The organism is Nocardioides hankookensis (assembly GCF_042658885.1).
GTDB classification, from domain to species: Bacteria; Actinomycetota; Actinomycetes; order Propionibacteriales; family Nocardioidaceae; genus Nocardioides; species Nocardioides hankookensis.
In genome coordinates, this window is sequence record NZ_JBHSRJ010000009.1 from 385,356 (window position 1) to 409,704 (window position 24,349).

Genomic DNA, 24,349 nt, shown 5'->3' on the forward strand with positions numbered 1-24,349 from the left:
TTTTGTGCTCTCAGGCGGGTGATCGGACGCGCGGACGGGATGGCCCGTCCGGGCCATCCCGTCAGCTGAGCGGGCCTCGCAAGGCCTCGATGAACCGATTCAGCCGGTCGCCTCGAGGTCGAGGGAGATCACGCCGTAGTCGTAGCCGCGGCGCCGGTAGACCACCGCCGGGCGCTCGCTCTCCTTGTCCACGAACAGGTAGAAGTCGTGGCCGACCAGCTCCATCTCGTAGAGCGCCTGGTCGAGCGTCATCGGGTCGGCGGGGTGCGTCTTCTCCCGTACGACGAGCGGCCCGTCGCCGGTGACCGTGATCGGTCCGACCTGGCGGTCGGTCGTGACGACCTCGTCGACGACCGTGTCGGTCTCCGACGCACCGTTGGCCAGCGCCTGCCCGACCGAGACCGGTGCGTGCCGGCCGTGGTGGACCCGGCGCCGGTCGGAGGCCCGGCGCATCTGCGCGGCCATCTTGTCGAGGGCGAGGTCCAAGGCAGCCATCTTGTCGGCCGCGCACGCCTCGGCCCGGATCACGGGCCCCTTGGAGAGGGCGGTGAGCTGGAGCCGTACGGCTCGGTCAGCCTGGCGCGGGTTGCGTTCGTTCTCGACCTCGACGTTCACCCGGATTATCCGATGATCGTGCTTCTCGAGCCGCGACAACTTCTCCTCGACATGACTGCGAAAGCGATCTGACAGCTCGCAGTGCCGACCCGTGACCACAACTTCCATGTGAACCTCCCGTTATCCGTTTGGTTTCAACAGCAGAGGAGTCCGTCCGGCCGACCTGGTCTTCGACCCCACAATCGCCTGCTGAGGCGGTCGCAGCTTCTCTGCCACTACTGGCCTTCTCCCGACCGCCGTCGCATCTGACGACGGGGCCGAGGCAGGACTTACCACTAAGCCGCACCGTGATCCCACGGCCTGCTGCGGGAGCAGGACGTGGTTACGTGGACCGTTTCGCCTGCGACTGGCATCGGCTAGCCGCCCGCGCGCCCGGTTGGACCGAGGCGTCTGGACGACGCAACCACGGACCCGGACGGACTCCATGTAGAGACGTTAGTCCTCCGGGTCGGCAGACGAAAGGGGCGACGGTCCACCGGTCGGGATCCGTCGGCGTGTCGCGGCCACCGCGGCCGCAGCGGCGACCTCCAGCCCGACCGCCTCCAGGGCGCGCTGCGCCTCCCGCAGGGTCACACCGGTCGTGACGACGTCGTCGCAGACGACGATCCGGGCCCGGTCCCGGCGTGCGGCCAGTCGCCGCAGCAGCTCGGTGGGGCAGTGCATGGAGCCGGCCAGGTTCCGCGCCCGCTCCCCCGCGTCGAGGCCGGCCTGGTCGACCGACCCGCGCCGCACCCGCAGCATCGGGAGCGCGATCGCGTCGGCGCCCGTACGCCGCAGCCGGGACGCGGCGCCTGCGGTGAGCCGCCCGGTCGGGTCGTACCCGCGACCGCGGACGACACCCGGCCGCGACGGCACCGGCACCAGCACCACCGGCCCGTCGGGCAGGTCGGCGAGAGCGGCCGCCACGGCCTGGGCGAGCAGCCGGGCGAGCGGGTCGCGCAGTGCGACCAGGCGCCGCTCCTTGTGCCCGACCACGAGCCCGCGGACGGCGTCGGCGTACTCGGCCGCCGCCCACGGCGGCACCAGGCCGGCGGGGACCGGGTCGGGCCAGGCCGGACGCGCATCCGTCGGCAGGGCCGCGGCACACGCCGGGCAGAGCACCCGGCCGGGGTGCGCGCAGCCGGCGCACCGGCCGCCGAGGAGCAGGTCGGCGGCCGCGTCGGCGAGCTCGTCCCAGGGGTGGTGGCGCACCCGTCGATGCCACCACCGTCACGGGCTCGGCTCAACCGCGCGCGGCGTGCCTGTGGATCACCGGCTCAGCCGACGTACCCGATCGCCGTCGTGCCGTCGGCCAGCGGGTCCGTGGGCCGGGCGCGCGCGGACAGGTTGACCAGGATCTGCCGGTTCGCGCCGAAGAGCGGGTCCTCCGGGTCCGGCGAGCCCACCAACGCTCGCAGCCCGTACTCGATCGTCGTCGGGCTGCCCACCACCGCAGGCGAGCCGTCGACCGAGACCGTGCGCAGCTGCACCAGGTTGTCGCTGGACCCGAACGGGCTGAGGACCGCCACCGTCGTGGTCGAGCGCCACGCGATCGCGCGCACCGGGAGGTCGTTGTCGGGTGCCGCCGAGATCGGCCTCGCCGGGGTCGCCCAGAGCACCCGCCCGGTGCGGTTGTGGGCGATCCGGCTGACCCGGATCTGGTCTCCCCCGCGCCGGCGTACGACGGCGACCAGCCGGGTCCCGTCGCGGGAGACCACGAAGCTGCGCACCTTGGTGTTGGTGATGCCCGGGACGTAGAGGGGGTGGTTCACGCCGTTCCTGGTCCAGGAGACGGCCGCGCCGTCCGCGGTCCGGTCCACCGCCCACAGGTGGTCGGCGAAGTCCCACGCCGGACGCAGCAGGCTGCGGGCGCCGCTCAGCACCGTGTCGACCGTGGCGCCGTCGCTGCTGCTGACCGGGCCGACGACCAGCGACCGGCCGTCGTCGGCGACCCCGGCGGCCTGCTCGGCCGTCACGCTCACCGCCACGCTGCGCAGACCGAGGTCGGTGGTGCCGAGGGGACCGCTCACCGGCGCGAGCGTGCCGCCGGTACCCGAGGCGAGGAGCCCGTCACGCAGGCCGTAGAGCAGCGGGCTCGCCTGGAAGCCGGCCGGGTCGTACTGGGCGCCGCCGTCGACCCGGTAGGCGCTCACGCCGCCCGGCAGCGCCACCGGGTCGTCGTTGATCGTGACCTTGAGCGCCTCGATGCGCGGGTCCTGGCGCAGCGTCCAGGCGAGCTGGGCCATCATCAGCTCGATCGACTCCGGCGAGAGCTGGCCGGCGTCGCCCTTGAGCCCGATGGCGGCGACGCCGTCCGCGGAGATCGGGACGGACAGGTTGATCGTGAGCCCCGGCGGGACGAAGCTCTTGACGACCCGGTCCAGTCCCTCGCTGGGTCCCAGCAGCAGTGCCTGCGTCAGGGTGCTCGCCAGCTGTTTGCCGCCCTGGACGTAGACCGGCTCGGGGACGAGGGTCCCGACGGTCGGGTCGAAGAAGTAGAGGGACGCCTGCTGGAAGCGGGTGGCGAACCAGGTCTCCGGCACGATCAGCGCATCGGGAGCCGCGTCGATGCGCCACTCCCCGTCCTCGAACGCCATCGGGAAGCTGATGGTGCGCTGCGACCTCGCCAGCGGCCCCTGCCAGGCGCCCTGGGCGTCGATGTGGTTGGGCTCCGCGAGCGAGACCGAGACACCGGCGGCGGTCTCCGCGACCTTCGGGTAGCCGGCATAGGTGACCGTCTGGTCCGGCGACCAGGCCGCGGCCGCGTCCTTGGTCAGGAACTCGCGGGCCGTGTTGGTCTGGATCGGCGTCGCGCGCATCGCGACCAGGAAGCCGCGCACGATGTCGGCCCGGGTGTCGCCGGCCTGCGGCGGCTTCGGGTTGAAGTAGGTGCCACCGGCGGTCGAGTCGCCGCCCCGGGACTGGCTCTCGACGACCGGACCCGAGTCGGGCATCGTGACGCAGCCCGTCAGGAGCGCCCCGGTGACCAGGGCGACCACGACGGCGAGAGGGGCGCGCTGCAGGCGGCTCACGTGACCGGCTCCGTCACGTCGGAGGGCACCAGCGGCAGCGGGCTGTGCCGGAGCACACCGCCGGCGCGGCGGGGCAGGGTCAGCCGGAACTGGGCGCCCTCGCCGGGTCGACCCCAGGCCTGGAGCCAGCCGCCGTGCAGGTGCGTGTCCTCGAGCGAGATCGACAGGCCGAGGCCGGTGCCACCGCTGGTCCGGGCCCGGGCGGGGTCCGCACGCCAGAAGCGGTTGAACACCATCGCCGCCTCCCCCGGCGCCAGGCCGATGCCGTAGTCGCGGACCGCGATCGCCGCGGCATGGTCGTCGCCCTCGACGAGGACCACGATGTCGCCGCCCGAGCGCTCGGTGCCGGTGTGGTCGATGGCGTTGGTGACCAGGTTGCGCACGACCCGCTCGACCCGGCGTACGTCGGCCTCCGCCAGGCACGGGTGCTCCGGCGCCCGGACCACGACCTCGACGTTGCGCTGACGCGCCAGCGGCCGGGTCGCGTCGACGATCCGGTGCGCCACGTCCACCAGGTTGATGTCGTCGAGCTCCAGGACCGCGGCGCCGGCGTCGAACCTGCTGATCTCCAGCAGGTCGGCCAGGAGCGTCTCGAAGCGGTCCAGCTCGGTCTGGAGCAGCTCGGCGGCGCGGGCCGTCGTCGGGTCGAAGTCGGCGCGAGCGTCGTGGAGCACGTCGCTCGCCATCCGCACCGTCGTCAGCGGGGTCCGCAGCTCGTGCGAGACGTCGGAGACGAAGCGGCGCTGCACGCGGCTGAGCTCCTCCAGCTGGCGGATCTGGCGCTGGAGGTTGCTCGCCATCTGGTTGAACGACGTCGCGAGGCGCGCCAGGTCGTCCTCGCCGGACACCCGCAGCCGCTCCTGGAGCTGGCCCGCCGCGAGCCGCTCGGCGACCCGTCGCGCCATCCGGATCGGGGTGACGACCTGCCGGGTGACCAGCCACGTCATGCCCGCCACCAGCACGATCAGCAGGACCGCCGCGGTGAGCAGGGCCCGCGTCACCAGGGCCATCGTCTCCTCCTGCTCGTCGAGCGGGAAGAGGTAGTAGAGCGTGTAGGTCTGGGCGTCCGCAGGGAGCAGCACCTGGGAGCCGACCACGATGCCGGGGCTCGTCGTCGTCACGCCGTCGTCGTCGGTGGTGCGGATCGTCGTGTACGTCCAGGCGGTCGAGGCCTCCTCGTCGAAGTGCTCCTCGAGCGAGGCCGGGACGCTGCCGGTGTCGAGCTGGGGCGTCGAGTTGACCCCGCCGTCGGCGATTCGGCCGTTGCCCCCGGTCGGCCCCGCGAGCACGACGGAGAAGCCGCGGGTCTCGCCGGCCTGGACGATCGGGTCGACCAGGTCGAGCTTCTGGCTGGCGACGTCGGCGTCGGTGCCCGACGCCGCCTCGAGCCGGTCGCGGGCCTCGGCGGTCTCGTCGTTCGACTCGGCGACGACGGCGGCCACCCGGTGGTCGAGCAGGCCGTCCTGCACCTGCTGGAGCAGGTACCACCCGACGACGGTGATGACCGCGATCGAGAGGAGCACCGTGCTGACGACGACCCGCGCCTGGATGGAACGGCGCCAGAACGTGAGAGCCCGGCGTACCGGCTCAGGGAGCCAGTGCGACCCGCGTGGGCGCAGGTGCAGCATGGTCGGACCTCACGCCGTCCCGGCCTTGTAACCGACGCCCCGGACGGTGACGACGATCTCGGGGCTCTCGGGGTCGTGCTCGACCTTGGAGCGGAGCCGCTGCACGTGCACGTTGACCAGACGGGTGTCGGCGGCGTGCCGGTAGCCCCAGACCTGCTCGAGGAGCACCTCGCGGGTGAAGACCTGCCACGGCTTGCGGGCAAGGCAGACGAGCAGGTCGAACTCGAGCGGCGTCAGGCTGATCGGGACGCCGGCCCGCGCGACGGCGTGACCGGCGACGTCGATGGTGAGGTCGCCGATCAGCAGGTTCTCCTGCGTCGGCGCGTCGAAGCGTCGGATCCGGGCCCGGATCCGGGCCACCAGCTCCTTGGGCTTGAACGGCTTGACGACGTAGTCGTCGGCGCCGGACTCGAGCCCGACGACGACGTCGACGGTGTCGCCCTTGGCCGTGAGCATCACGATCGGCACGCCGGACTCGGCGCGGATCTCCTTGCACACGTCGATGCCGTCCTTGCCGGGCAGCATCAGGTCGAGCAGCACCAGGTCCGGACGGTAGCCGCGGAACGCCTCGACCGCCTCGTCACCCCGGGTGACCATCCGGCTCTCGAAGCCCTCCTGGCGCAGCACGATGGTGAGCATCTCCGCCAACGACGCGTCGTCGTCGACGACCAGGATCCGACCCTTGGTCGCCTGGTCCGTCGGTGGGCCGGACGGTGCGCCGGCGGGCTCGCTCATGCCATCCATAGTGACAGCCATAGTGCCAGCCCGCCGGTCGTCACCGACCGCGTCTGCGCTGCTCAGTAGCGGTACTGCTCGGACTTGTACGGGCCCGCGACGTCGACGCCGAGGTAGGAGGCCTGCACGTCCGTGAGGGTCGTCAGCTTCACGCCGAGCGCGTCGAGGTGCAGGCGGGCGACCTCCTCGTCGAGGTGCTTCGGCAGCACGTAGACGCCGACCGGGTACTCCTCGGGCTTGGTGAAGATCTCGATCTGCGCGAGCACCTGGTTGGTGAAGGAGTTCGACATCACGAAGGACGGGTGCCCGGTCGCGTTGCCGAGGTTCATCAGCCGGCCCTCGGAGAGGACGATGATCGACCTGCCCGTCGGGAAGGTCCAGACGTCGACCTGCGGCTTGACGTTCTTGCGCTCCGCGACGCCCGGCGCCTCGAGGCCGGCCATGTCGATCTCGTTGTCGAAGTGGCCGATGTTGCCGACGATCGCGTTGTGCTTCATCGACTTCATGTGGTCGAGGGTGACGACGTCCTTGTTGCCGGTCGACGTGATGATGATGTCGGCGTACGGCAGGGCCTCCTCGAGGGTGGTGACCTGGTAGCCGTCCATCGACGCCTGCAGCGCGCAGATCGGGTCGATCTCGGTGACGATGACGCGCGCGCCCTGGCCCCTGAGGGACTCGGCGCAGCCCTTGCCGACGTCGCCGTACCCGCAGACGACGGCGACCTTGCCGCCGATGAGGACGTCGGTGGCGCGGTTGATGCCGTCGATGAGCGAGTGGCGGCAGCCGTACTTGTTGTCGAACTTCGACTTGGTCACCGAGTCGTTGACGTTGATGGCGGGGAAGAGGAGCGTCCCCTCCTTCATCATCTCGTAGAGGCGGTGGACGCCGGTCGTGGTCTCCTCGGTGACGCCCTTGACCGAGTTCGCGATCGGGGTCCAGTGGTTCGGCTTCTCGGCGAGGACCGAGTTGAGGACCTCGAAGATGATCCGCTGCTCGGTGCTGGTGGCCGTGGCCGGGTCCGGCGCGGCGCCGCTCTTCTCGGCCTGGACGCCCAGGTGGACGAGGAGGGTGGCGTCACCACCGTCGTCGAGGATCATGTTCGGCTGCTCGGTGCCCCAGTCGAGGATCTGCTGGGTGCACCACCAGTACTCCTCCAGCGTCTCGCCCTTCCAGGCGAAGACCGGGACGCCCTGCGGGTCCTCGGGAGTGCCGTTCGGGCCGACCGCGATCGCGGCGGCCGCGTGGTCCTGGGTCGAGAAGATGTTGCAGGAGGCCCAGCGCACCTCGGCACCGAGCGCGACCAGCGTCTCGATGAGCACGGCGGTCTGGATCGTCATGTGCAGCGAGCCCGCGATGCGCGCGCCGGCGAGCGGCTTGTCGGCGCCGTAGCGCTCCCGCATCGCCATCAGGCCGGGCATCTCGTGCTCGGCGAGCTGGATCTCGGTGCGGCCGAAGTCGGCCAGGGAGAGGTCGGCGACCTTGAAGTCCATTGCTGCTCCTGGGGGTCCGATGCGTGCGTGCTGCTGGGAGTTCCGAGATTAGAACGCGTCACACCGAGACGAAGAATCCTCAGCGCACCCTCGTTCGACGGGCTCAGCGCCGCGGTTCGTCGTGGTCGCCGCCGGTGACGCGACAGACGGGATACGTGGTCACCATTCGCTGTGGTCGCGGGGGGCGATTTCCAGTGGCCTGTCGGCCTGCGGGTCCGCTCGGGTCGACCGTCGTGGCCCGGGTGGGCATGGGAGTGGCCCCACCGGCCGTGGCCGGTGGGGTGGGGGTCAGCGGGTTCGTCGCCGTCGGTGGTCGTCGAAGTCGACGGGGTGGGTGCGGCCCTTCGGGGTGGTCCACAGGAACGCGGTGCGGGAGGTGCGGTGGTAGGTCCAGCCGCCGAAGGTCTTCACACGGTGGTGGTAGCGGCACAACGGCGCCAGGTTCGAGCTGGTGGTCTTCCCGCCCCTGGCGTAGGGCTGGATGTGGTCGAGGTCGCAGTCGCGGGCTTCCTTGTTGCAGTGTGGGAACACGCACGTCGGCGTAGTGAGGATGGCTTGTTCGCGTTGCCGGTCCGTGGGGGTGTACCGGTCGACGGTGATCTCCTCCGACAGGTCCAACACCGGCCGGATCGACACCTTCGTGCCGTTGGTGGCGCACCATTCGTGGAGCTGCTCGATGGTGGCGTAGGGCAGGTGGGCGCCTTCGACACTCACGATGCCGTGGGGCTCGTCGGGCTGGTGGTGGGCGTAGATGACGATCTCACGCGGGACCGCGGTCTCGCCGCCGAGCTGGCCGGCGGCCATGGCACGGCGGATGTCGAGGTCGAGCTCGGGGTGGTCGACCAGGAGGGCGTGGGCGCCGGCCTTGATCTGTGCCTCCAACGCGAGGGCGTCGGTGTAGTCCAGAAGCCCGGACACGGGGACGAGGCCGTCGTTGAGGTGGGTGACGGTGAGACCGATGTCGAGGTGCTGGTCGCGGGACCTATCCAGCCGTACGCCTTCGGCGTGCTCGGGGTCTGCTTCGGCGGCGGCGGTCTCGACGGCGTTCTCGACCTTGACCCACGAGCACGAGGCCAGGACGGGTGCGAGGTCCCGGTCCACGCTGGCGGCGGCGATGGGGTCGAGGCGGCGGGTGCGGTCGGTGATCCGACGCACCTTCCACACCGCGACCTCCCCGGCCATCGCACGCGCCCAGATCCGGGGGAGCCGGTACTTCGCCTCCAGGGCGGCACCGAGGAACGCCCGACCCTGGTACGCCGTCATCCCACAGGCCGCGGCGAACTCCGCGACCGCGAACTCCGACATGCCGGGGGCGCCCTCGCCGGCCAGGTTGATCGGCTGGTCGCCGAACATCACCAGCTCGCCCAGCTCGTCGACCACCGCGTCCTCGACCGGTGCCGGGTGGGCTTCGGCCCACCGGGCCGCGAGCTCGAACCGGGCCGCCTCAGCGAGGCACGCGATCTGGGTCTGCTCGGTCGCGCACGCCAACAGGTCCGCGAGGTGCGGGTCCTGGGTCCGGGTGCGTCGAGCCATGCTCGGTCTTACCATGATTCGAACACATGTACGAGTAGAGATTCGAAGAGATTCACCTGTCGCCGGGTGGTGGTTTCGAGGCTCGCTGCGCTCGCACCTCAACCACCGTGTGCCGGGAAGCGGCCGGAACCACGAGCCCGCCGTACCCGTGTAGGAAGCCTGTCGGCGGCCGACCCGAGCGGACCAGCTGCCGACTGTCAGTGCGCCGACTTGCGCCGCGGCACGAGGTGCAGGATCCCGAGGATCACCGCACCGAGCAGCAGCCCGAAGACCGCCGAGGCGAGGGTGTTGACGAGCCAGCCCTGGACGCCGTGGTGGACGGCCTCCTCGAGGTGGTGCACCCAGTCGTACGGCGCGTGCAGGCCGAGCTCGTCGAGGCCGTTGAGGACGATGTGGCCACCGACCCAGAGCATCGCGGCGACGCCGGCGACCGAGAGGAAGGCCAGCAGCTTGGGGGTGCCGACGAGCAGGACGTGGCCGATGCGCTGCGCGGCCTTGGAGGACCGCTCGGCGAGGGCGAGGCCGATGTCGTCGAGCTTCACGATGATCGCGACCACGCCGTACACCGCGATGGTGATCGCGATCGCGACCACGACGAGGATCAGCAGCCGGCTGACGAAGGGCTCGTCGGCGACCTCGTTGAGGGCGATCACCATGATCTCGGCGGAGAGGATGAGGTCGGTGCGGATCGCGCCGGAGACCATCGACTTCTCGGCCTCGGGACCGTTCTCGGCGACCGGGGTGTCGTGGTGGTCCTGGCCGCGGAGCCGGTGCCAGACCTTCTCGGCGCCTTCGTAGCAGAGGTAGGAGCCGCCGACCATCAGGATCGGCGTGAGCAGCCACGGCAGGAACTGGCTGAGCAGCAGGGCGATCGGCAGGATGATCAGCAGCTTGTTGCGCAGCGAGCCGATGGTGATCTTCTTGATCATCGGCAGCTCACGGTCGGCCGTGACGCCGTGGACGTACTGCGGCGTCACGGCGGTGTCGTCGACGACGACGCCCGCGGCCTTCGTGGTGGCCCTGCCCGCGGCCGCACCGATGTCGTCGACGGACGCCGCGGCCAGGCGCGCGAGCGCGGCGACGTCGTCGAGCAGCGCGAAGAGCCCACCAGCCATGCGCGAAGGCTATCGGGCGGAGATGTGCTCCCCGACCGCGGAGGCGCCGACGTGGTGCAGGCCCGCGTCGACGCCGGCCTCGACCTCGGCCTGGACCTCGGGCTGCACCTGGTCCTTGGCGACGGTGAGGTCGACCGCGTGGTGCAGGTGCCGCTCGGCGTACCCGAGCGGGTCGACGACGTGCGTGAGCCGCGACGAGACGGGGTGCCAGGCGAGCGCCAGGGAGAGGAGCACGGCGGCCGTCGTGGTGATGCCGAAGCCGAGGATCGCGTGCTGGTCGGCCCAGCCGCCCCAGCCGGCGTAGCCGGCGCCCTTCACGACGAACCCGTGGAAGAGGTAGACGACGAGGGTCGCGGAGCCCATCCGCGCGAACCAGCCACCGATGCGGGGCACCAGGGCGAAGAAGGCCCAGGCTCCGAGGGTGCCGATCGCCAGCACGAGGGCCCGGGTCAGCAGGGCGCGGAGGTCGTCGGCGTAGCCCATCTCGTCGTAGCGCGAGCGGTAGTAGAGCCACTCGGTGCTGGCCCAGGCGCTGGTCCAGGTGGTGGCGATCCAGATGCCGACCAGGACGAAGACCGCGACGACCTGCGCGGGCTTGCGACGCAGCAGCTCCAGACGCTCCGGGGTCGCCTTCAGCCCCATCACGAAGAACGGCAGCAGGCCGAGCACGCGGGCCATGTCGAGGGTGTTGCCGGCGTACAGGCCGGCGACGAAGCTGATCGCGACCGCGACCACGAGCCCGCCCCACATCGGCTTGAAGATCGGGGTGAGCAGCCGCCAGAAGAAGAGCGCCGCGAGGTACCACATCGGCCAGTGCGGGTCCTGGAAGAGGTTCTTCATCTCCTCGCCGCCCACGTAGACGCGGAAGAGGGCGAGGGCACACTCGAAGACGACGTACGGCACGACGACGGTGCGCACGAGCTGCCACAGCCGCACCTTGCTGTAGACGAAGCCGCGCGACAGGTAGCCGGTCACGAAGACGAACGCCGGCACGTGCCAGGCGTAGAGGAAGTCGTAGAAGTGGTCGGTGACCGCGTTGTTCGGCAGCAGCACCCAGGAGTGGCCGACGACGACGAGCGTCACCAGCATCATCTTGGCGTTGTCGAACCAGGGGTCGCGTGTCTTCGGGGTAGGCACCTTCCCGGTCTACCCGGTGTTTCGGCGATCAGTCCTCGACGAAGCCGATTCTCAGGTACTCCGCAGCGTACGTACCGCTGAGCAACAGGGACGCGTAGCGCGCCACCTCGGTCGGGGCCTCGGTCGTCACCGTCTCGACCCGCACCCGGCGCTCGGCCGCGGCGGCCAGCAGCCGGCCGCGCTGCTCGCGTACGACGGCGTCCTCCGACCCGTCGTCGAGGACCAGCAGCATCGGTCGCCGCTCCCCCGCGTCCTCCGCGAACGGGTCGTCGAAGACGTCACGCTGCCGGGCGGCCTCGATGACCGGCAGCAGGTGCTCCGCGTCGCCGGCCAGGGCCGAGCGGCCGGTCGCCCGCCGGATCGACTCCGCGACGCGCCGCGCGGCGCGGGCCGCGAGGACCGAGCCGCCCCAGACGACCGGGTTGGCGTCGGCGAGCGCGATCGCGAGCATCTTCGCGGGGTTCACGGCCAGGTCGCGGTGCGGCGAGCACGAGATCGCGACAGCGTCGAGGGCCTCCGCCACCTGGTCGGCGTCGGCACGCGGGCCGAGCGAGACGCGGTCGAGGTAGTCGAGCAGCACGACCGCCGTCGCCAGCTGGTCGCGGGCGGTGGTCGGCAGCACCGTGCTCCAGCGGCCGGCGGCGTGCTCGGCGACCAGCGACGCCGGCGGGCAGGCGACCACGAGCTGGCAGCCCCGGCGTACGGCCTCCGCGGCGGCGGACGCGGTGCCGGGGTCGGCCCCGTCGGGCGCGAGCACGACCACGAGGTCGAGGCTGCCGGCCCAGCCGGGGAGGCCGGGCGCCGGCCAGGCCACGAACGGGACCGGGCACCACGGCTCGAGCACCGCGCGCAGGAGGCGGGAGTCCGGGCCGGCCGCGATCACCGCGCGGGGCCGAGCGAGGTCCTCGGCACGCGCGACGGCCTCGGCGGCGGCCGGCGCAGCCTCGCCGGACGTACGGCGCACCCGCGCGCCCGACTCGGCCAGCACGCGGAGCGCCGCGTCGCTGGCCTCGAGGGCAGCGGCGTCGTCGAGACGGGACTCGTCGAACCAGGTGGCCATGGACCAGTACCTCTCAGGAAGGCTTGCGGGCCTCGTCGACGAGCAGGACCGGGATGCCGTCGCGCACCGGGTAGGCCAGGCCGCAGCCCTGGCAGACCAGCTCGTCGGCGACGACGGCGAGGTCAGAGCGGCACGACGGGCACACGATGATCTCGAGGAGGGCGGGGTCGAGCTCGGTCATCGGTCACTCCTGATCTGGGCGAGCACGGTGTCGCGGACCCGCACCATGGTCTCCTCGTCGCGGCCCTCGGCGTTCAGGCGGAGCAGCGGCTCGGTGTTGGACGGGCGGACGTTGAACGACCAGTCGTCGTGGCTGACCGTGAGGCCGTCGAGGTGGTCGGTAGTGACTCCGTCCATCGCGGCGTACGTCGCCTCGATCTCGGCGGTGACCCCGGCCTGGTCGGCGACCTCGGAGTTGATCTCGCCGCTCAGCACGTAGCGGTCGAACTCGGCGAGCAGGCCCGACAGCGGCCGGTCGGTCTCGGCCAGCGCGGCCAGGGTGTGCAGTGCGGCGAGCATGCCGGAGTCGGCGCGCCAGAAGTCGCGGAAGTAGAAGTGGCCGCTGTGCTCGCCGCCGAAGATCGCGCCGGTCTCGGCCATCGTCGCCTTGATGTAGGAGTGCCCGACCCGCGTGCGGACCGGCTTGCCGCCGAGCTCCAGGACGATCTCCGGGACCGAGCGGCTGGTGATCAGGTTGTGGATCACCGTCGAGCCGGGCTCCTTGGCCAGCTCGCGGGAGGCGATCAGCGCGGTGAGCGTCGACGGCGAGACCGCCTCGCCGCGCTCGTCGACGATGAAGCAGCGGTCGGCGTCGCCGTCGAAGGCCAGGCCGATGTCGGCCCCCTCTGCGAGCACGCGGGCCTGGAGGTCGCGGAGGTTCTCCGGCTCGATCGGGTTGGCCTCGTGATTCGGGAAGGAGCCGTCGAGCTCGAAGTACATCGGGACCAGGTCGACCTGGTCGCCGAGGCGCGCGAACACCGCGGGCGCCGTGTGTCCGGCCATCCCGTTGCCGGCGTCGGCGACGACCTTGAGCCGGCGGCCGGCGACCGGGGCGAGGCGGAGCAGGTGCGCGGCGTACGCCTCGAGCACGTCGTGCTCGCTGATGCTGCCGGCGGGGCCGACCACCGGGCGGGGCTCCTCGACGAGGTCCCGGATCTCGGCGAGGCCGGTCTCCATCCCGATCGGCTGCGCGTGGGCGCGGCACATCTTGATGCCGTTGTACTGCGCGGGGTTGTGGCTGGCCGTGAACATCGCCCCGGGGTGACCCAGGTGGCCGGACGCGAAGTAGAGCTGGTCGGTCGACGCCAGGCCGATCATCACGACGTCGGCGCCGGCCTCCGTCGCGCCGGCCGCGAACGCCCCGGCCATCCCGGGCGAGCTCGGTCGCATGTCGTGACCGACGACGACGGTCGCCGCCCCCACGACCTGGGCGAAGGCCCGGCCGGTGCGGTGAGCCAGCTGCTCGTCGATCTGGTCGGGGACGGTGCCGCGGACGTCGTACGCCTTGAAGACGGCACGCAGGTTCGCGGGGTCGAGGGTGTCGGCCATGCCCCGAACACTAGTGGGGGCGCGGCAGCGACCTCAGTGATGGTGGTCGAGCGAGTCGCGCGGCCGAGGAACGAGGCCGCGACCGACGTGTCGAGACCGTGGGGGCAGGTGGTCAGTCGGTCGACAGGACGCGCAGGTGTCCACGCCGGGTCGTCTCGCGACCGGTCTCGTCCTCCGGGGCGATCCGCAGCGGCGCGACGGGACGCCCGGCCTCGCGGACCGCATCGGCGAGCGCGAGGAGGTCGTCGCTGGACGGACCCTCCGCCGCGGGGTCGCGCGCCAGGCGCAGGACCTCCCAGCCGCGGGGTGCCGAGAGCCGTTCGCTGTGCACGTCGCACAGGTCGTAGGCGTGCGGCTCGGCGTAGGTGGCCAACGGGCCGAGGACCGCCGTCTGGTCCGCGTAGACATAGGTCAACGTGGTGACCGCGGCACGACCGCAGGCCGTGCGCGAACAACGGCGGGCAGGACTCACGAGGCAGACGGTACCTCCGAACCACGACCGCGCCGATTAGGCTCGCGGCGTGGATCGTCGAGGACGCCTCAGGGACCGCCGCGGGCGGGGCATGCGTGGTCCGGCAGTGCTGCCGGCGGTGCCGGGGCGACCCGAGATGCCGACCGGCCGCGAGCGCTTCGACGACCTCGCGCTCGGCATCGTGACCGAGATCGACAGCCGGTGGCAGGACCGCCTCGGCCTGGTCGAGTACGCCGTGGAGGACACCCCGCAGATCCCCGACGACTGGAGCTCCGAGACGGTGCCGCTGTCCTCGCTCGTGCGCGGCAGCGGTGCCACGCCGACCCGGCTGGTGCTCTTCCGCCGGCCGATCGAGCACCGGTGCGAGACCCGCACGGACCTCGAGGCGATGCTGCTCACGATCGTCGTCGAGCAGATCGCCGAGCTGCTCGGCATCGACGCCGAGGACGTCGACCCGCGCTACGACACCGGCGACTAGCCCGATCGAAGGTCAGGGCAGGCCGGGCCGCACGTGCGGGACCAGGCCGTTGACCACGGGGACCGTCAGCGGCAGCACGGAGGCGCCACCCTTCGCGCTGGTCACCACGGAGCCGATGACCGACGTCCGCGCCGGTTGCACGGTGAGCATCCGGGTCGCGGCCGGGACGGCCACGACAGCGCCGCGGTCGGGGACGACCTCGACCAGCTTCTCCTTGAGCGTCGAGCCGTCGGCCGCGCGCGCCACGACCTGGACGGTGCCTGCGGTGGTGGCCTGCGCGAGCACGACCTGGCGGGTGGCCGCCTGCCGGCCGCTGTCCGGCGCCTCGGGCAGGAGCACCGTCGCGTCGGTGTCGAACCGTGTGCCGGCGGTGGCGACCGACAGGTCGCCGCCCACCATCGAGCGCACGGACGCGGTGACCGGCGCGGTCGACGTGAGGGTCAGTCCGATCGCGTCCTGGGCGACCGCCTGGTCGACGACCGACGTCACCGGCACCCGCACCACGCTCTGCGGGGGCACCCGGATCTCGTCGACGCCGTCGGGGGCGAAGACGGACTCCGTGTCGATGATCCTCAGCTGGGCCCGCACCTCGTCTGTGCCGGGGTTCGCGACGGTGAGGGTGCGCCGGCCACTGCCCGGCGCGAGACCGAGCAGCACGTTGTCGGTGCTGGGCTCCTCCTGGCCGGGCAGCCAGTCCTGGGTGAGCGGGTCGGTGCCGACCCGGTCGATCCGGTCCCGCACGGTCGCGCCGATCCGGCCGCGCGCGGCCACGACCTCCAGGGCCAGCTCGTCGGTGCGGGGCACCAGGGCCGCGAGGTCGATGCGCACGCTGCTGCCGCCGGCCACGGACACGCCGCGCAGGCCCGGCGCGTCGACGACGCCGTCGGCGCCGAGCACCGTCACGTCCGCGACCGCCGTACCGGCGTCGGGGTTGGTGAGCTCGAGGACCGACCGATGGCTCGCCCCCGCGCCCACGCCGGTGAACCAGCGCACCGCTGCGGGCGGCAGGCAGCTCGCGACCGCGGCGTCGTCACCGCCGGCCCGTCCGGCGACCAGCCCGGGGGCGGCGTCGTCCTCGCCGACGACCGCCAGCGCCCCGGCGTCGTCCGCCGAGGTGACGCGTCCGCTGACGAGGTCGGCGGCCGTGGCCTTGTCGCCCAGGCCGACCTGCACCTGGCCGTCGACGTCGTCGGACGCGGTCGTCAGCGCGACCCCCGGGGCACCGGGGAGCGCCGACGGACAGATCAGGGTCGAGGCGGTCAGCGTGGTCCGGGTCGGCGGGTAGGTCGCGTCGTCCGGAGCCTCCGGGCGCACCAGCAGCAGCACGCCGGCGCTCAGCACCGGCAGCACGACGGCCAGCACGACCGTGAGGTTGAGACGGCTCCGCCGGGCGGCGGTACGGCGTCCGCCGTGCGGCGCCGTGGACGGGGGCTGCGAGTGGCTCATGGCGTGGACCGCCTCGTGTTGGTCGTGGGCAGGCAGAGCACGGCAACCACCACGGCCCCGGCACCCTGCACGACGAGCAGCAGGATCCGCAGCCAGGACACCGGGCCCTCGAGCCCCGAGGCGTCCAGCGGTCGGTCGACCTGCCAGGCCCGCGTGCTGCGGTCCTCGGCGCTCGCCTGCACGAGACCGGTCGTGGCGTCGAGCACCGCCGCGACGTCGCCGTCGGCGGGCGACGGGAGCACGACGTATTCGATGCCGTGCTCGCCGAGAGCGTCGACGAGCTCGGTCGTGGGGCGGGAGACGAGCGCCTGGACGCCGGTGCTGAAGTCCTTGTCCTCGGTGGTCAGGTTGATGACCTCGTCCTCGCCGAGGGTGATGCCGTCGCCGCGCCGGATCGTGTAGGTGAGCCCGTCCTCGACGGTGCCGCGGATCACCAGGATGCCGTGCTCGGGGCCCTCCTCGGAGCTCTGGACCATGTACACGGGGATGTCGGTGTCGATGCCGTCGGCGATCGCCGGGTCCGAGCCGAGCCACCAGGCGAACCCGCCGAGCGGCACGACCGCGGCGACCACGACGAGGGCGCCCGCGACCACCCGCCGCCACGGCACCTGCTCGGTGCCCAGGCCGACGGCACCGATCGCGGCGGCCACGACGAGCGCGCCCTGGAGCACGACCACGAGCACGCCGACGCCGGCGCCGGCCGTGGTGGCGGCGAGGGAGAAGGACAGCGCGCCGAGGAGTGCGGCCAGCACGCTCGTCACGAGGGCGACCACCCAGCAGACGAGCACCGGGATCCGGGTGGCGCGCGGCAGCAGGGCCAGGAGCGCCAGGGCGGCGACCACGAGCCCCAGCCACCACGGGGCGCCGAGCCCGTCGAGCCTGCCGCTCATCAGGTCGAGGGTGTCGGCCGTCGGGGTCGGCAGCCGCCCGGTGTCGAGCAGCAGGCCCTCGGCGGCAGAGCGCTGGATCGCCGGGATCCACCACGGGGAGAGCAGCAGCGGCACCAGCCCGATGGCGGCGGCCGGCGGCCCCCACACGGAGCGGTCGCGGACCGCGCCCCGCACGACCAGCGCGGCGGCCGCGACGACGACCAGGCCGAGCACCGCTGCCAGCACCCACAGCACCGGGGCGAACGCCGAGCCCAGGGTGAGCAGCAGCCCGACCCGCCAGGCCGCGCGCCAGCGCCGGTCGGCCGCCGGGTCGGCGAAGCCGAGCGCAGCGTGTGCGAGCCAGGGCAGCGTCGCGGCGACGACGACCAGCCCGACCCGCCCGTCACCCCACGCCCCGCAGACCACTGGCACGAGGGCCCAGGTCGCCGCGCCCCACAGCAGCACCCAGCGCGATGCACCGGTGAAGACCACGAGGCGCCCGACCACGCGCAGGAACCGCCAGGCACCCCACAACGAGAAAGGCACGGCCACCACGAACACCAGCGAGACCGCGGCCGAGGGGCTGCCGCCGAGCAGGGTCGCGAGCAGCGCCATCGGCAGCACGTACGCCGGGGCCGGCACCGCCGTACCGGTGCCGAGCGGGTGCCAGGTCTCCACCTGCAGCCGCCACCAGTCGCCGGCGCCGGCCGGGACCGGCGAGAGCCCGCCGCCGGCGATCGAGCCGAACGCCGTGCGTGCCGCGACCAGCGCGACGACCACGACGAGGGCGGTGAGGAGGGCGACGGGGTTGGTGAGGAAGCGGGCCAGGATGCCGGTGTCGGCGGCGATCATGTCCTCGTCGTCGACCGGCACCCGTGGGGCGTAGCTGGCGGGGGCACGCTCGGCCGCCGCGGCGCGTCGGCGCTCGGCGACGTCCTGGGCCTGGTTGGTGGCCGCTGCGACCAGGTCGCCGAGGAAGTCGAGCCCGTGGCGGTAGGGCACCCACCACGGCGAGAGCAGCGGCCGGGCCCGGTCGAGGTCGGCGCGGGGCTGCTCACGCCGCGCCTGCCGCGCAGACCGGACCTCGCCCGGGTGCGCGTAGAGGGAGAGCAGCGCGGCGAGGTCGTCGAGCGCCTCACCGACGGAGCGCACGACGAGGAAGCCGACCATCCGCAGCAGCGTGCCGAAGAAGAGGCGGACGACGAGCCAGGGCAGCTTGCGGCCCGGGGCGTTCGCGAGCAGCGTGTAGAGCGCGGCCCGGCGCTCCTGGTAGTGCGTGTGCCGGCCGGTCAGCGGGGTGCGCCGGGCGCCGCGGTGGGCCGCCTCGACGTGGAACACGATCGCCTGGGGGACGACCAGCGTCGTGTGCCCGGCGGCCGCGGCGCGCCAGCCGAAGTCGATGTCGTTGCCGAAGATGGGCAGCTGCGGGTCGAAGCCGCCGAGCGACTCGAGGACCGTGCGCCGCACCAGCATGCCGGCGGTGTTGACCGCGAGCACCCGTCGTACGTCGTCGTGCTGGCCCTGGTCGTACTCGCCCCGCTCCAGCCCCGTCTCCCGGCGACCGGTCCCGCTGATCGTGACGCCGAGCTCGAGGAGCCGCTTGAGCGAGGGCCACTCGCGCAGCTTCGGACCGAGGACGTCGGCGTCGGGATCCTCGGCCGCCGCGGCCAGCAGCGCCGCGAGGGCGCCGGGGTCGGGGTTGGCGTCGTCGTGCAGGATCCAGATCCACTCCGGGGCGTCCCCGCGCTCGCGCAGCCGCTCGAGCCCCAGGCCGACCGCCGCCGGGAACGACGTGGAGCCGGGCGCGCGGAGGACGTCGCCGAAGGCACGTTCGACCAGGTCGGCGCTGCGGTCCTTGCTGCCGGTGTCGACGCCGACGACCGTCGTGAGCGGGGCCCGCTGGGCCCGGAGGCCGTCGATGACGGCGGGCAGCCATCGTTCGCCGTCGTGACTGACGAGCAGAGCAGCGACGGAGGGAACCACGATCCCGAACCCTAACGGCCAGGTGGTGGCCGCTCAGATTCGGCAGTGGTACCCACCGCCGCCGCCCTCAGTGGCGCTCGCTCAGACCGCGCGCTTCTTCAGCTTGCGGCGCTCGCGCTCGGACAGACCGCCCCAGATGCCGAAGCGCTCGTCGTTCATCAGCGCGGACTCCAGGCAGTCGTCACGCACCTCACACGTGAGGCAGACCTTCTTGGCCTCCCTCGTGGACCCTCCCTTTTCGGGGAAGAACGCCTCGGGGTCGGTCTGTGCGCACAGCGCACGGTCCTGCCATCCCGCTTCCTCGGCGTCCCCGTCGAGGAGAAAGAGTTCTCTCACGGCACTCGCCCTTTCGACCCGGTACTGCTCCCACATCCGCGTCCCCGTCACGGTCCGGACCGGGGGAAACGGTCCGGTCCACCGTGGTGAAAACGTGAACGACACTGTGGGAATTACATGCCTGTCGTACCCCGAAAGTCAACCCCGCATCTGCTATGGCGCGCTCCCTCGCCCCCGACGCCTCGAGTCCGGCGCTCCACGGCCACCACCCGTGCGGCAAGGTATCCGCATGCAGAACATCACGGTGCTGTCGGGGGGTATGGGCGGTGCGCGCTTCCTCCAGGGCCTGCTGCACGGCATCGCGGCGGGGTCGGTGCCCGGCGTGGCGGCCGACGCGACGGTCACCGTCGTCGCCAACACGGCGGACGACATCTGGGTCCACGGCCTCAAGGTCTGCCCCGACCTCGACACCGTCATGTACACGCTCGGCGACGGCATCGACCCCGAGCGCGGGTGGGGCCGTCGCGAGGAGACCTGGAGCACCAAGGACGAGCTCGCGGCGTACGGCGTGGAACCGACGTGGTTCGGCCTCGGGGACCGCGACATCGCGACCCACCTGGTGCGCACCCAGATGCTGGACGCCGGCTACCCGCTCTCCGCGGTCACCGACGCGTTGTGCCAGCGCTGGCTGACGCCTACGTTCGGCGACCGGCTGCGGCTGTTGCCGATGAGCGACGACCGGGTCGAGACACACGTCGCGATCGCCGACCCCGAGGCGCCGAGCGGGCGACGGGTGGTCCACTTCCAGGAGTACTGGGTGCGGCTGCGCGCCTCGGTGCCCGCCGAGATGGTGGTCGTCGTCGGGCTCGAGGACTCCTCCCCCGGCCCCGGCGTCATCGACGCGATCACCGACGCCGACCTGGTCGTGCTGCCGCCGTCCAACCCGGTCGTCTCGGTCGGCACCATCCTGGGCGTGCCGCGGGTGCGCGAGGCGCTCGCCGCCACCAGCGCGCCCGTGGTCGGCCTCTCCCCCATCGTCGGCGGCACGCACGTGCGGGGCATGGCCGAGCAGATGCTGACCTCGATCGGGGTCGAGGTCAGCGCAGCGGGCGTCGGCCTGCACTACGGCGCCCGGGCCAACGGCGGGGTGCTCGACGGCTGGCTCGTCGACCAGGTCGACGCCGACCAGGTGGAGCGGGTCGAGGCCGGCGGGCTCGCCTGCCGCGCCGTACCCCTGATGATGACGGACCCGGACGCCACGGCGGCGATGGCGGCAGCGGCGGTGGAGCTGGTGGCGCGATGAGCCGCCTCGAGATCACCGCACCCGACGGGACCCCCGAGGTCGAGACCGGCGACGACCTGGTGGCGATCGTGCTGCTGATGACCTCGCTCGCCGACGGCGACGTGCTGGTCGTGACCAGCAAGGTCGTCAGCAAGGCCGAGGGCCGGCTGCGGCGCGGCACGCGCGACGACGCGCTGCCCGGCGAGACCACCCGGGTCGTGGCGCGGCGCGGCGAGACCGCGATCGTGCGCAACCGCCTGGGGCTGACGATGGCCGCGGCCGGCATCGACAACTCCAACGTGCCGCTCGGCCAGATCGTGCTGCTCCCCGAGGACCCCGACGGCACCGCACGCGCGCTGCGCGAGGGCATCCACGACCACGCCGGCGTCAACGTCGCCGTCATCATCAGCGACACCGCCGGCCGGGCCTGGCGCGAGGGACAGACCGACATCGCCATCGGCGCCGCCGGCCTCGTCGTCGCGGAGGACTTCGCCGGCCGCAGCGACCCGCACGGCAACGAGCTGGCGGTGACCCTGCCCGCCGTCGCCGACGAGCTGGCCGGCGCCGCCGAGCTCGCGACCGGCAAGCTCGGAGGCCGCCCGTTCGCCGTCGTCCGCGGTCGCGCCGACCTGGTCCTGCCGCCGGGCGACCACGGCCCCGGTGCCGCGTCGCTGATCCGGCCCGACGGCGCCGACCTCTTCGGGTACGGCGCGCGCGAGGCCGTCGTCCGTGCACTCCGCGCCCAGGCGGCGGACCAGCGCCCGTTCGGCGCCCCGGCCCCGCCTGCCGAGCTCGCGGCGGCGATCCGCGACGTGATCAGCCTGGTGCCGTCCCACACCGGCCGCGCCGACGGGTCACTGATGGTCACCTGCCCGCGAGGCCTGCTCCGGGCCCTGACGGCCCTGACGTTCGCGCACGGCTGGACGGTGAACTCGACCGATCATCCCAACGAGCTGCGGTTGCGCCCGGCATCCGACTGACGTCCCCGTAGACTCTGCCGACGAAACCGACCCGCGCGATCCGACCCTTGAGGATCGCCCTGCACGCCCGAGGAACACGACGTGGCCAAGCCCGCCAAGACCGACCGCAAGGCGGTCATCGAACAGATGCGCAAGAAGCAGAAGAGCTCGGACCGCCGACGCGGCGCGGTGATCGTCACCGTGTGCGTCCTGGTCGCTCTCGGCATCATCGGCGCGGCCGTGGTCCCGATCCTCCTCGACAAGAAGAACGACAGCGAGCTGGACAGCAAGGCGCTCGACCAGATCGGCTCGGCGGCCACGGTCTGCCAGAAGGTCACCACCAAGAAGGCCGACGGCAACTCGCAGCACGTGCCGGTCGACACCCCGGTCGACTACACGACCGCACCGCCCGCGTTCGGCGCGCACTGGAACCAGGCCGGCCTCGCGCCCGCGTCGTTCTCGCGCAAGTTCTACTCCACCGACGACCGTCCGGCCCTCGAGGCGCTGGTCCACAACCTCGAGCACGGCTACACGATCCTCTGGTACGACGACACGATCGCCCAGGACAAGACCGCCCTCGCCGACGTCGAGGCCATCTCGCGCAAGTTCGGCGGCGACGACTTCCGCAACAAGTTCATCGCCGCGCCGTGGAAGTCCGACGACGAGGACGGCGCCGCCTTCCCCGACGGTCAGCACGTCGCGTTCACGCACTGGTCCGCCGGTGGCAACGGCGAGACCGACACCTCGAAGCAGGTCGGCGCGTTCCAGTACTGCTCCGCCGTGAGCGGTGCGGCCCTGTCGGACTTCATGGACGAGTACCCCTACACGGACTCGCCCGAGCCCACCGTTCCCTGAGGTCGAGCCGCTCCCCCCGCTCAGGTGAGCGGGGAGCGGCCGGACTCCTTGAGCGCGGCGACGACCTGCTTGACCTCCTGGGCGCGGGCCCGGGTCGTGACCAGCAGGGCGTCCGGCGTGTCGACGACGACGACGTCGTCGAGCCCGACGACGGCCACCACCCGCCCGCTGGCCGGCACCACCAGGCCGGTGCTGTCGACGCCCAGCACGGAGTCCGCGTCGCCGAGCACCGACATCGGTACGCCGTCCTGCTCGAGGAGGGTGGCGAGGGCGTCGAAGTCGCCGATGTCCTCCCAGTGGAACGCCGACGGCACGACGGCGACCTTGCCGGCGTCGGCCGCCGGCTCGGCGACCGCGTGGTCGAGGGCGATCTTCGGCAGGTCCGGCCAGAGCTCCTCGAGCCGGTCCGGCTCGAAGGCGATGGCGCGCAGCGTCGCTCCGAACTCCGGGTGCCAGCGGCCGAGGAGGTCGAGCAGCACCCGCGGACGGACCACGAACATGCCGGCGTTCCAGCGGTAGCGCCCGGTCTTCAGGTAGCCCTCGGCCGTGGCGACCGACGGCTTCTCGACGAACTCCTGGACGACGGCCGCGCCGTCGTGGCCTGAGAGCGGCTCACCGACGTGGACGTAGCCGAAGGCCGAGGACGGGAACGTCGGCTCGATGCCGAGGGTGACCAGCCAGTCCTCGCGTGCGACGGCCACCGCGCGCCCGACGGCCTCCGCGAAGAGGTCGGGGTCGGTGATCACGTGGTCGGCGGCGAAGGAGCCCATCACGGCGTCCGGGTCCGACCGCTCCAGCAGCGCGGCGGCCAGGCCGATCGCCGCCATCGAGTCGCGGGCCGACGGCTCCGCGATCACGGAGCCCGCGCCGAGCGCGGGCAGCTGCGCGCGCACGGCCTCGCGGTGCGCCTGGCCGGTGACGACCATGACCCGGTCGTCGGCCAGCGGCGCCAGCCGGTCGAGCGTCTCCTGGAGGAGGGTCCTCCCCTCGCCGCGCAGGTCGTGCAGGAACTTGGGGGCGGAGGAGCGGGACAGCGGCCAGAGCCGGGTGCCGGCTCCGCCGGCCGGGATCACGGCCCAGAAGTGGTCGATGGACGTCACGATGGAACCCTAGGGGCATGAGCACCTTCAGCGACGTGCTGGCGCGCCAGCTGCGCACGGATCCTGGATCACCCCTGGTCACGTTCTACGACGAGGCGACCGGTGAACGGGTCGAGCTCTCGACCACGACGTACGCGAACTGGGTGGCCAAGACCGCGTCCCTGCTCGTCGAGGAGCACGACCTCGAGCGCGGCCAGCGCCTGGTGGTCGACCTGCCGACCCACTGGCTGGGCACCGTCTTCCTGGGCGCCGCGTGGTCGGTGGGCCTCGTCGTGGTCGGCCCCGACGACGGCGATCCCGACGCCGTCGTCTGCGGCCCGGCGTCGGTCGCACGGTGGGCGGAGGTCGCCGACGACCTGCCGGTGCTCGCCTGCTCGCTGCTGCCGCTCGGCGTGCGGTTCGCCGATCCCCTGCCCGCGGGCGTGCACGACGTCGGCATCGAGGTCTGGTCGCAGCCCGACGCGTTCATCGCCTACGACCCGCCCGGCCCCGACGACGCGGCGACCGCCGGCGCGTTCGGCGACCGCACCCAGGGCGACCTGTGGAGAGCGGCCGCCGCCGGGAGTCTGCTCACCGACGGCGGCCGCCTTCTCTCGGAGGCGAACCCGGCTTCCCCACCGGGGCTCGCCTCCTTCACCGAGCCGCTCGCCATCGGCGGCTCGCTGGTGCTGGTCGTCCACTCCGAACCGGAGCGGCTCAGCGCGACGTACGTCGCGGAGCGCGCCACGGCTCGCTTCCCTTGAGGGCGAGCAAGCAC

At 72.6% G+C, this 24,349-nt stretch carries 22 protein-coding genes; 5 read left to right on the top strand and 17 right to left on the bottom strand.

What is annotated here, in order from left to right; genetic code table 11:
- Positions 1-99: 99 nt before the first annotated feature.
- The 13 genes from hpf to ACFPYL_RS21340 form a co-directional block, all read right to left on the bottom strand.
- Positions 100-723, bottom strand: a complete 624-nt coding sequence (hpf, locus tag ACFPYL_RS21280; RefSeq protein ID WP_379159189.1) for a ribosome hibernation-promoting factor, HPF/YfiA family — start codon at positions 721-723, stop codon at positions 100-102.
- A 327-nt stretch (positions 724-1,050) separates the two neighbouring features.
- Positions 1,051-1,806 carry a ComF family protein gene (locus tag ACFPYL_RS21285; RefSeq protein ID WP_379159191.1) on the bottom strand — a complete coding sequence of 252 codons (756 nt, stop codon included), beginning with the start codon at positions 1,804-1,806 and terminating at the stop codon, positions 1,051-1,053.
- A 65-nt stretch (positions 1,807-1,871) separates the two neighbouring features.
- Complete coding sequence (locus ACFPYL_RS21290; protein ID WP_379159194.1) at positions 1,872-3,626, bottom strand: LpqB family beta-propeller domain-containing protein; 1,755 nt, start codon at positions 3,624-3,626, stop codon at positions 1,872-1,874.
- Positions 3,623-5,254, bottom strand: coding sequence for an MtrAB system histidine kinase MtrB (gene mtrB / locus ACFPYL_RS21295; protein WP_379159197.1), 1,632 nt, complete (start codon positions 5,252-5,254; stop codon positions 3,623-3,625). Before mtrB ends, ACFPYL_RS21290 begins: the two co-directional genes overlap by 4 nt.
- A 9-nt stretch (positions 5,255-5,263) precedes the next feature.
- Positions 5,264-5,998: an MtrAB system response regulator MtrA gene (gene mtrA, locus ACFPYL_RS21300; protein WP_449289724.1), complete on the bottom strand. Its 735-nt coding sequence runs from the start codon at positions 5,996-5,998 to the stop codon at positions 5,264-5,266.
- A 53-nt stretch (positions 5,999-6,051) separates the two neighbouring features.
- On the bottom strand, positions 6,052-7,479 hold the full coding sequence (ahcY, locus tag ACFPYL_RS21305) for an adenosylhomocysteinase (protein WP_379159203.1): 1,428 nt from the start codon (positions 7,477-7,479) through the stop codon (positions 6,052-6,054).
- Between the two features lie 288 nt (positions 7,480-7,767).
- Positions 7,768-8,010, bottom strand: a complete 243-nt coding sequence (locus ACFPYL_RS21310) for an HNH endonuclease (protein WP_379160871.1) — start codon at positions 8,008-8,010, stop codon at positions 7,768-7,770.
- A 1,199-nt stretch (positions 8,011-9,209) separates the two neighbouring features.
- A complete protein-coding gene (locus ACFPYL_RS21315) occupies positions 9,210-10,127 on the bottom strand; it encodes a DUF808 domain-containing protein (protein WP_379159206.1) in 918 nt (305 codons plus the stop codon).
- 9 nt (positions 10,128-10,136) lie between these two features.
- Positions 10,137-11,264 carry an acyltransferase family protein gene (locus ACFPYL_RS21320; RefSeq protein WP_379159209.1) on the bottom strand — a complete coding sequence of 376 codons (1,128 nt, stop codon included), beginning with the start codon at positions 11,262-11,264 and terminating at the stop codon, positions 10,137-10,139.
- Positions 11,265-11,292: 28 nt separating this feature from the next.
- Positions 11,293-12,324 carry an SIS domain-containing protein gene (locus ACFPYL_RS21325; RefSeq protein WP_379159212.1) on the bottom strand — a complete coding sequence of 344 codons (1,032 nt, stop codon included), beginning with the start codon at positions 12,322-12,324 and terminating at the stop codon, positions 11,293-11,295.
- Positions 12,325-12,337: 13 nt separating this feature from the next.
- The gene (locus ACFPYL_RS21330; RefSeq protein WP_379159215.1) at positions 12,338-12,505 is read right to left on the bottom strand and encodes a Trm112 family protein; all 168 of its coding nucleotides are present in this window, start codon (positions 12,503-12,505) and stop codon (positions 12,338-12,340) included.
- Positions 12,502-13,872, bottom strand: a complete 1,371-nt coding sequence (locus ACFPYL_RS21335) for a phosphomannomutase/phosphoglucomutase (protein ID WP_379159217.1) — start codon at positions 13,870-13,872, stop codon at positions 12,502-12,504. Before ACFPYL_RS21335 ends, ACFPYL_RS21330 begins: the two co-directional genes overlap by 4 nt.
- Before the next feature lie 112 nt (positions 13,873-13,984).
- Positions 13,985-14,344, bottom strand: coding sequence for a DUF3499 domain-containing protein (locus ACFPYL_RS21340; RefSeq protein ID WP_379159220.1), 360 nt, complete (start codon positions 14,342-14,344; stop codon positions 13,985-13,987).
- A 91-nt stretch (positions 14,345-14,435) separates the two neighbouring features.
- Between ACFPYL_RS21340 and ACFPYL_RS21345 the strand changes: the two genes are divergently transcribed.
- Complete coding sequence (locus ACFPYL_RS21345) at positions 14,436-14,822, top strand: metallopeptidase family protein (protein WP_379159223.1); 387 nt, start codon at positions 14,436-14,438, stop codon at positions 14,820-14,822.
- A 12-nt stretch (positions 14,823-14,834) separates the two neighbouring features.
- Here ACFPYL_RS21345 and ACFPYL_RS21350 read toward each other — a convergent pair whose 3' ends face one another.
- The 3 genes from ACFPYL_RS21350 to ACFPYL_RS21360 all read right to left on the bottom strand — a co-directional run bounded on the left by ACFPYL_RS21350 (position 14,835) and on the right by ACFPYL_RS21360 (position 19,492).
- Positions 14,835-16,268, bottom strand: coding sequence for a DUF5719 family protein (locus tag ACFPYL_RS21350; RefSeq protein WP_379159226.1), 1,434 nt, complete (start codon positions 16,266-16,268; stop codon positions 14,835-14,837).
- Positions 16,265-19,120, bottom strand: coding sequence for a glycosyltransferase (locus ACFPYL_RS21355; protein WP_379159229.1), 2,856 nt, complete (start codon positions 19,118-19,120; stop codon positions 16,265-16,267). Before ACFPYL_RS21355 ends, ACFPYL_RS21350 begins: the two co-directional genes overlap by 4 nt.
- Before the next feature lie 81 nt (positions 19,121-19,201).
- The gene (locus ACFPYL_RS21360) at positions 19,202-19,492 is read right to left on the bottom strand and encodes a WhiB family transcriptional regulator (RefSeq protein ID WP_243057959.1); all 291 of its coding nucleotides are present in this window, start codon (positions 19,490-19,492) and stop codon (positions 19,202-19,204) included.
- 193 nt (positions 19,493-19,685) lie between these two features.
- On the opposite strand from ACFPYL_RS21360, the gene cofD reads away from it, so the two are divergent.
- The 3 genes from cofD (at position 19,686) to ACFPYL_RS21375 (ending at position 22,492) form a co-directional block, all read left to right on the top strand.
- Positions 19,686-20,699: a 2-phospho-L-lactate transferase gene (gene cofD / locus ACFPYL_RS21365; RefSeq protein ID WP_379159233.1), complete on the top strand. Its 1,014-nt coding sequence runs from the start codon at positions 19,686-19,688 to the stop codon at positions 20,697-20,699.
- Entirely contained in the window at positions 20,696-21,658 is a 963-nt protein-coding gene (locus ACFPYL_RS21370) for a coenzyme F420-0:L-glutamate ligase (protein WP_379159236.1), read from the top strand. Before cofD ends, ACFPYL_RS21370 begins: the two co-directional genes overlap by 4 nt.
- A gap of 81 nt (positions 21,659-21,739) precedes the next feature.
- A complete protein-coding gene (locus tag ACFPYL_RS21375) occupies positions 21,740-22,492 on the top strand; it encodes a DUF3105 domain-containing protein (protein ID WP_379159239.1) in 753 nt (250 codons plus the stop codon).
- Between the two features lie 20 nt (positions 22,493-22,512).
- On the opposite strand, the gene ACFPYL_RS21380 is transcribed toward ACFPYL_RS21375, so the two are convergent.
- A complete protein-coding gene (locus ACFPYL_RS21380; RefSeq protein ID WP_379159242.1) occupies positions 22,513-23,592 on the bottom strand; it encodes a mannose-1-phosphate guanylyltransferase in 1,080 nt (359 codons plus the stop codon).
- A gap of 17 nt (positions 23,593-23,609) precedes the next feature.
- Between ACFPYL_RS21380 and ACFPYL_RS21385 the strand changes: the two genes are divergently transcribed.
- Positions 23,610-24,335: a TIGR03089 family protein gene (locus ACFPYL_RS21385; protein WP_379159245.1), complete on the top strand. Its 726-nt coding sequence runs from the start codon at positions 23,610-23,612 to the stop codon at positions 24,333-24,335.
- Positions 24,336-24,349 lie beyond the last annotated feature (14 nt).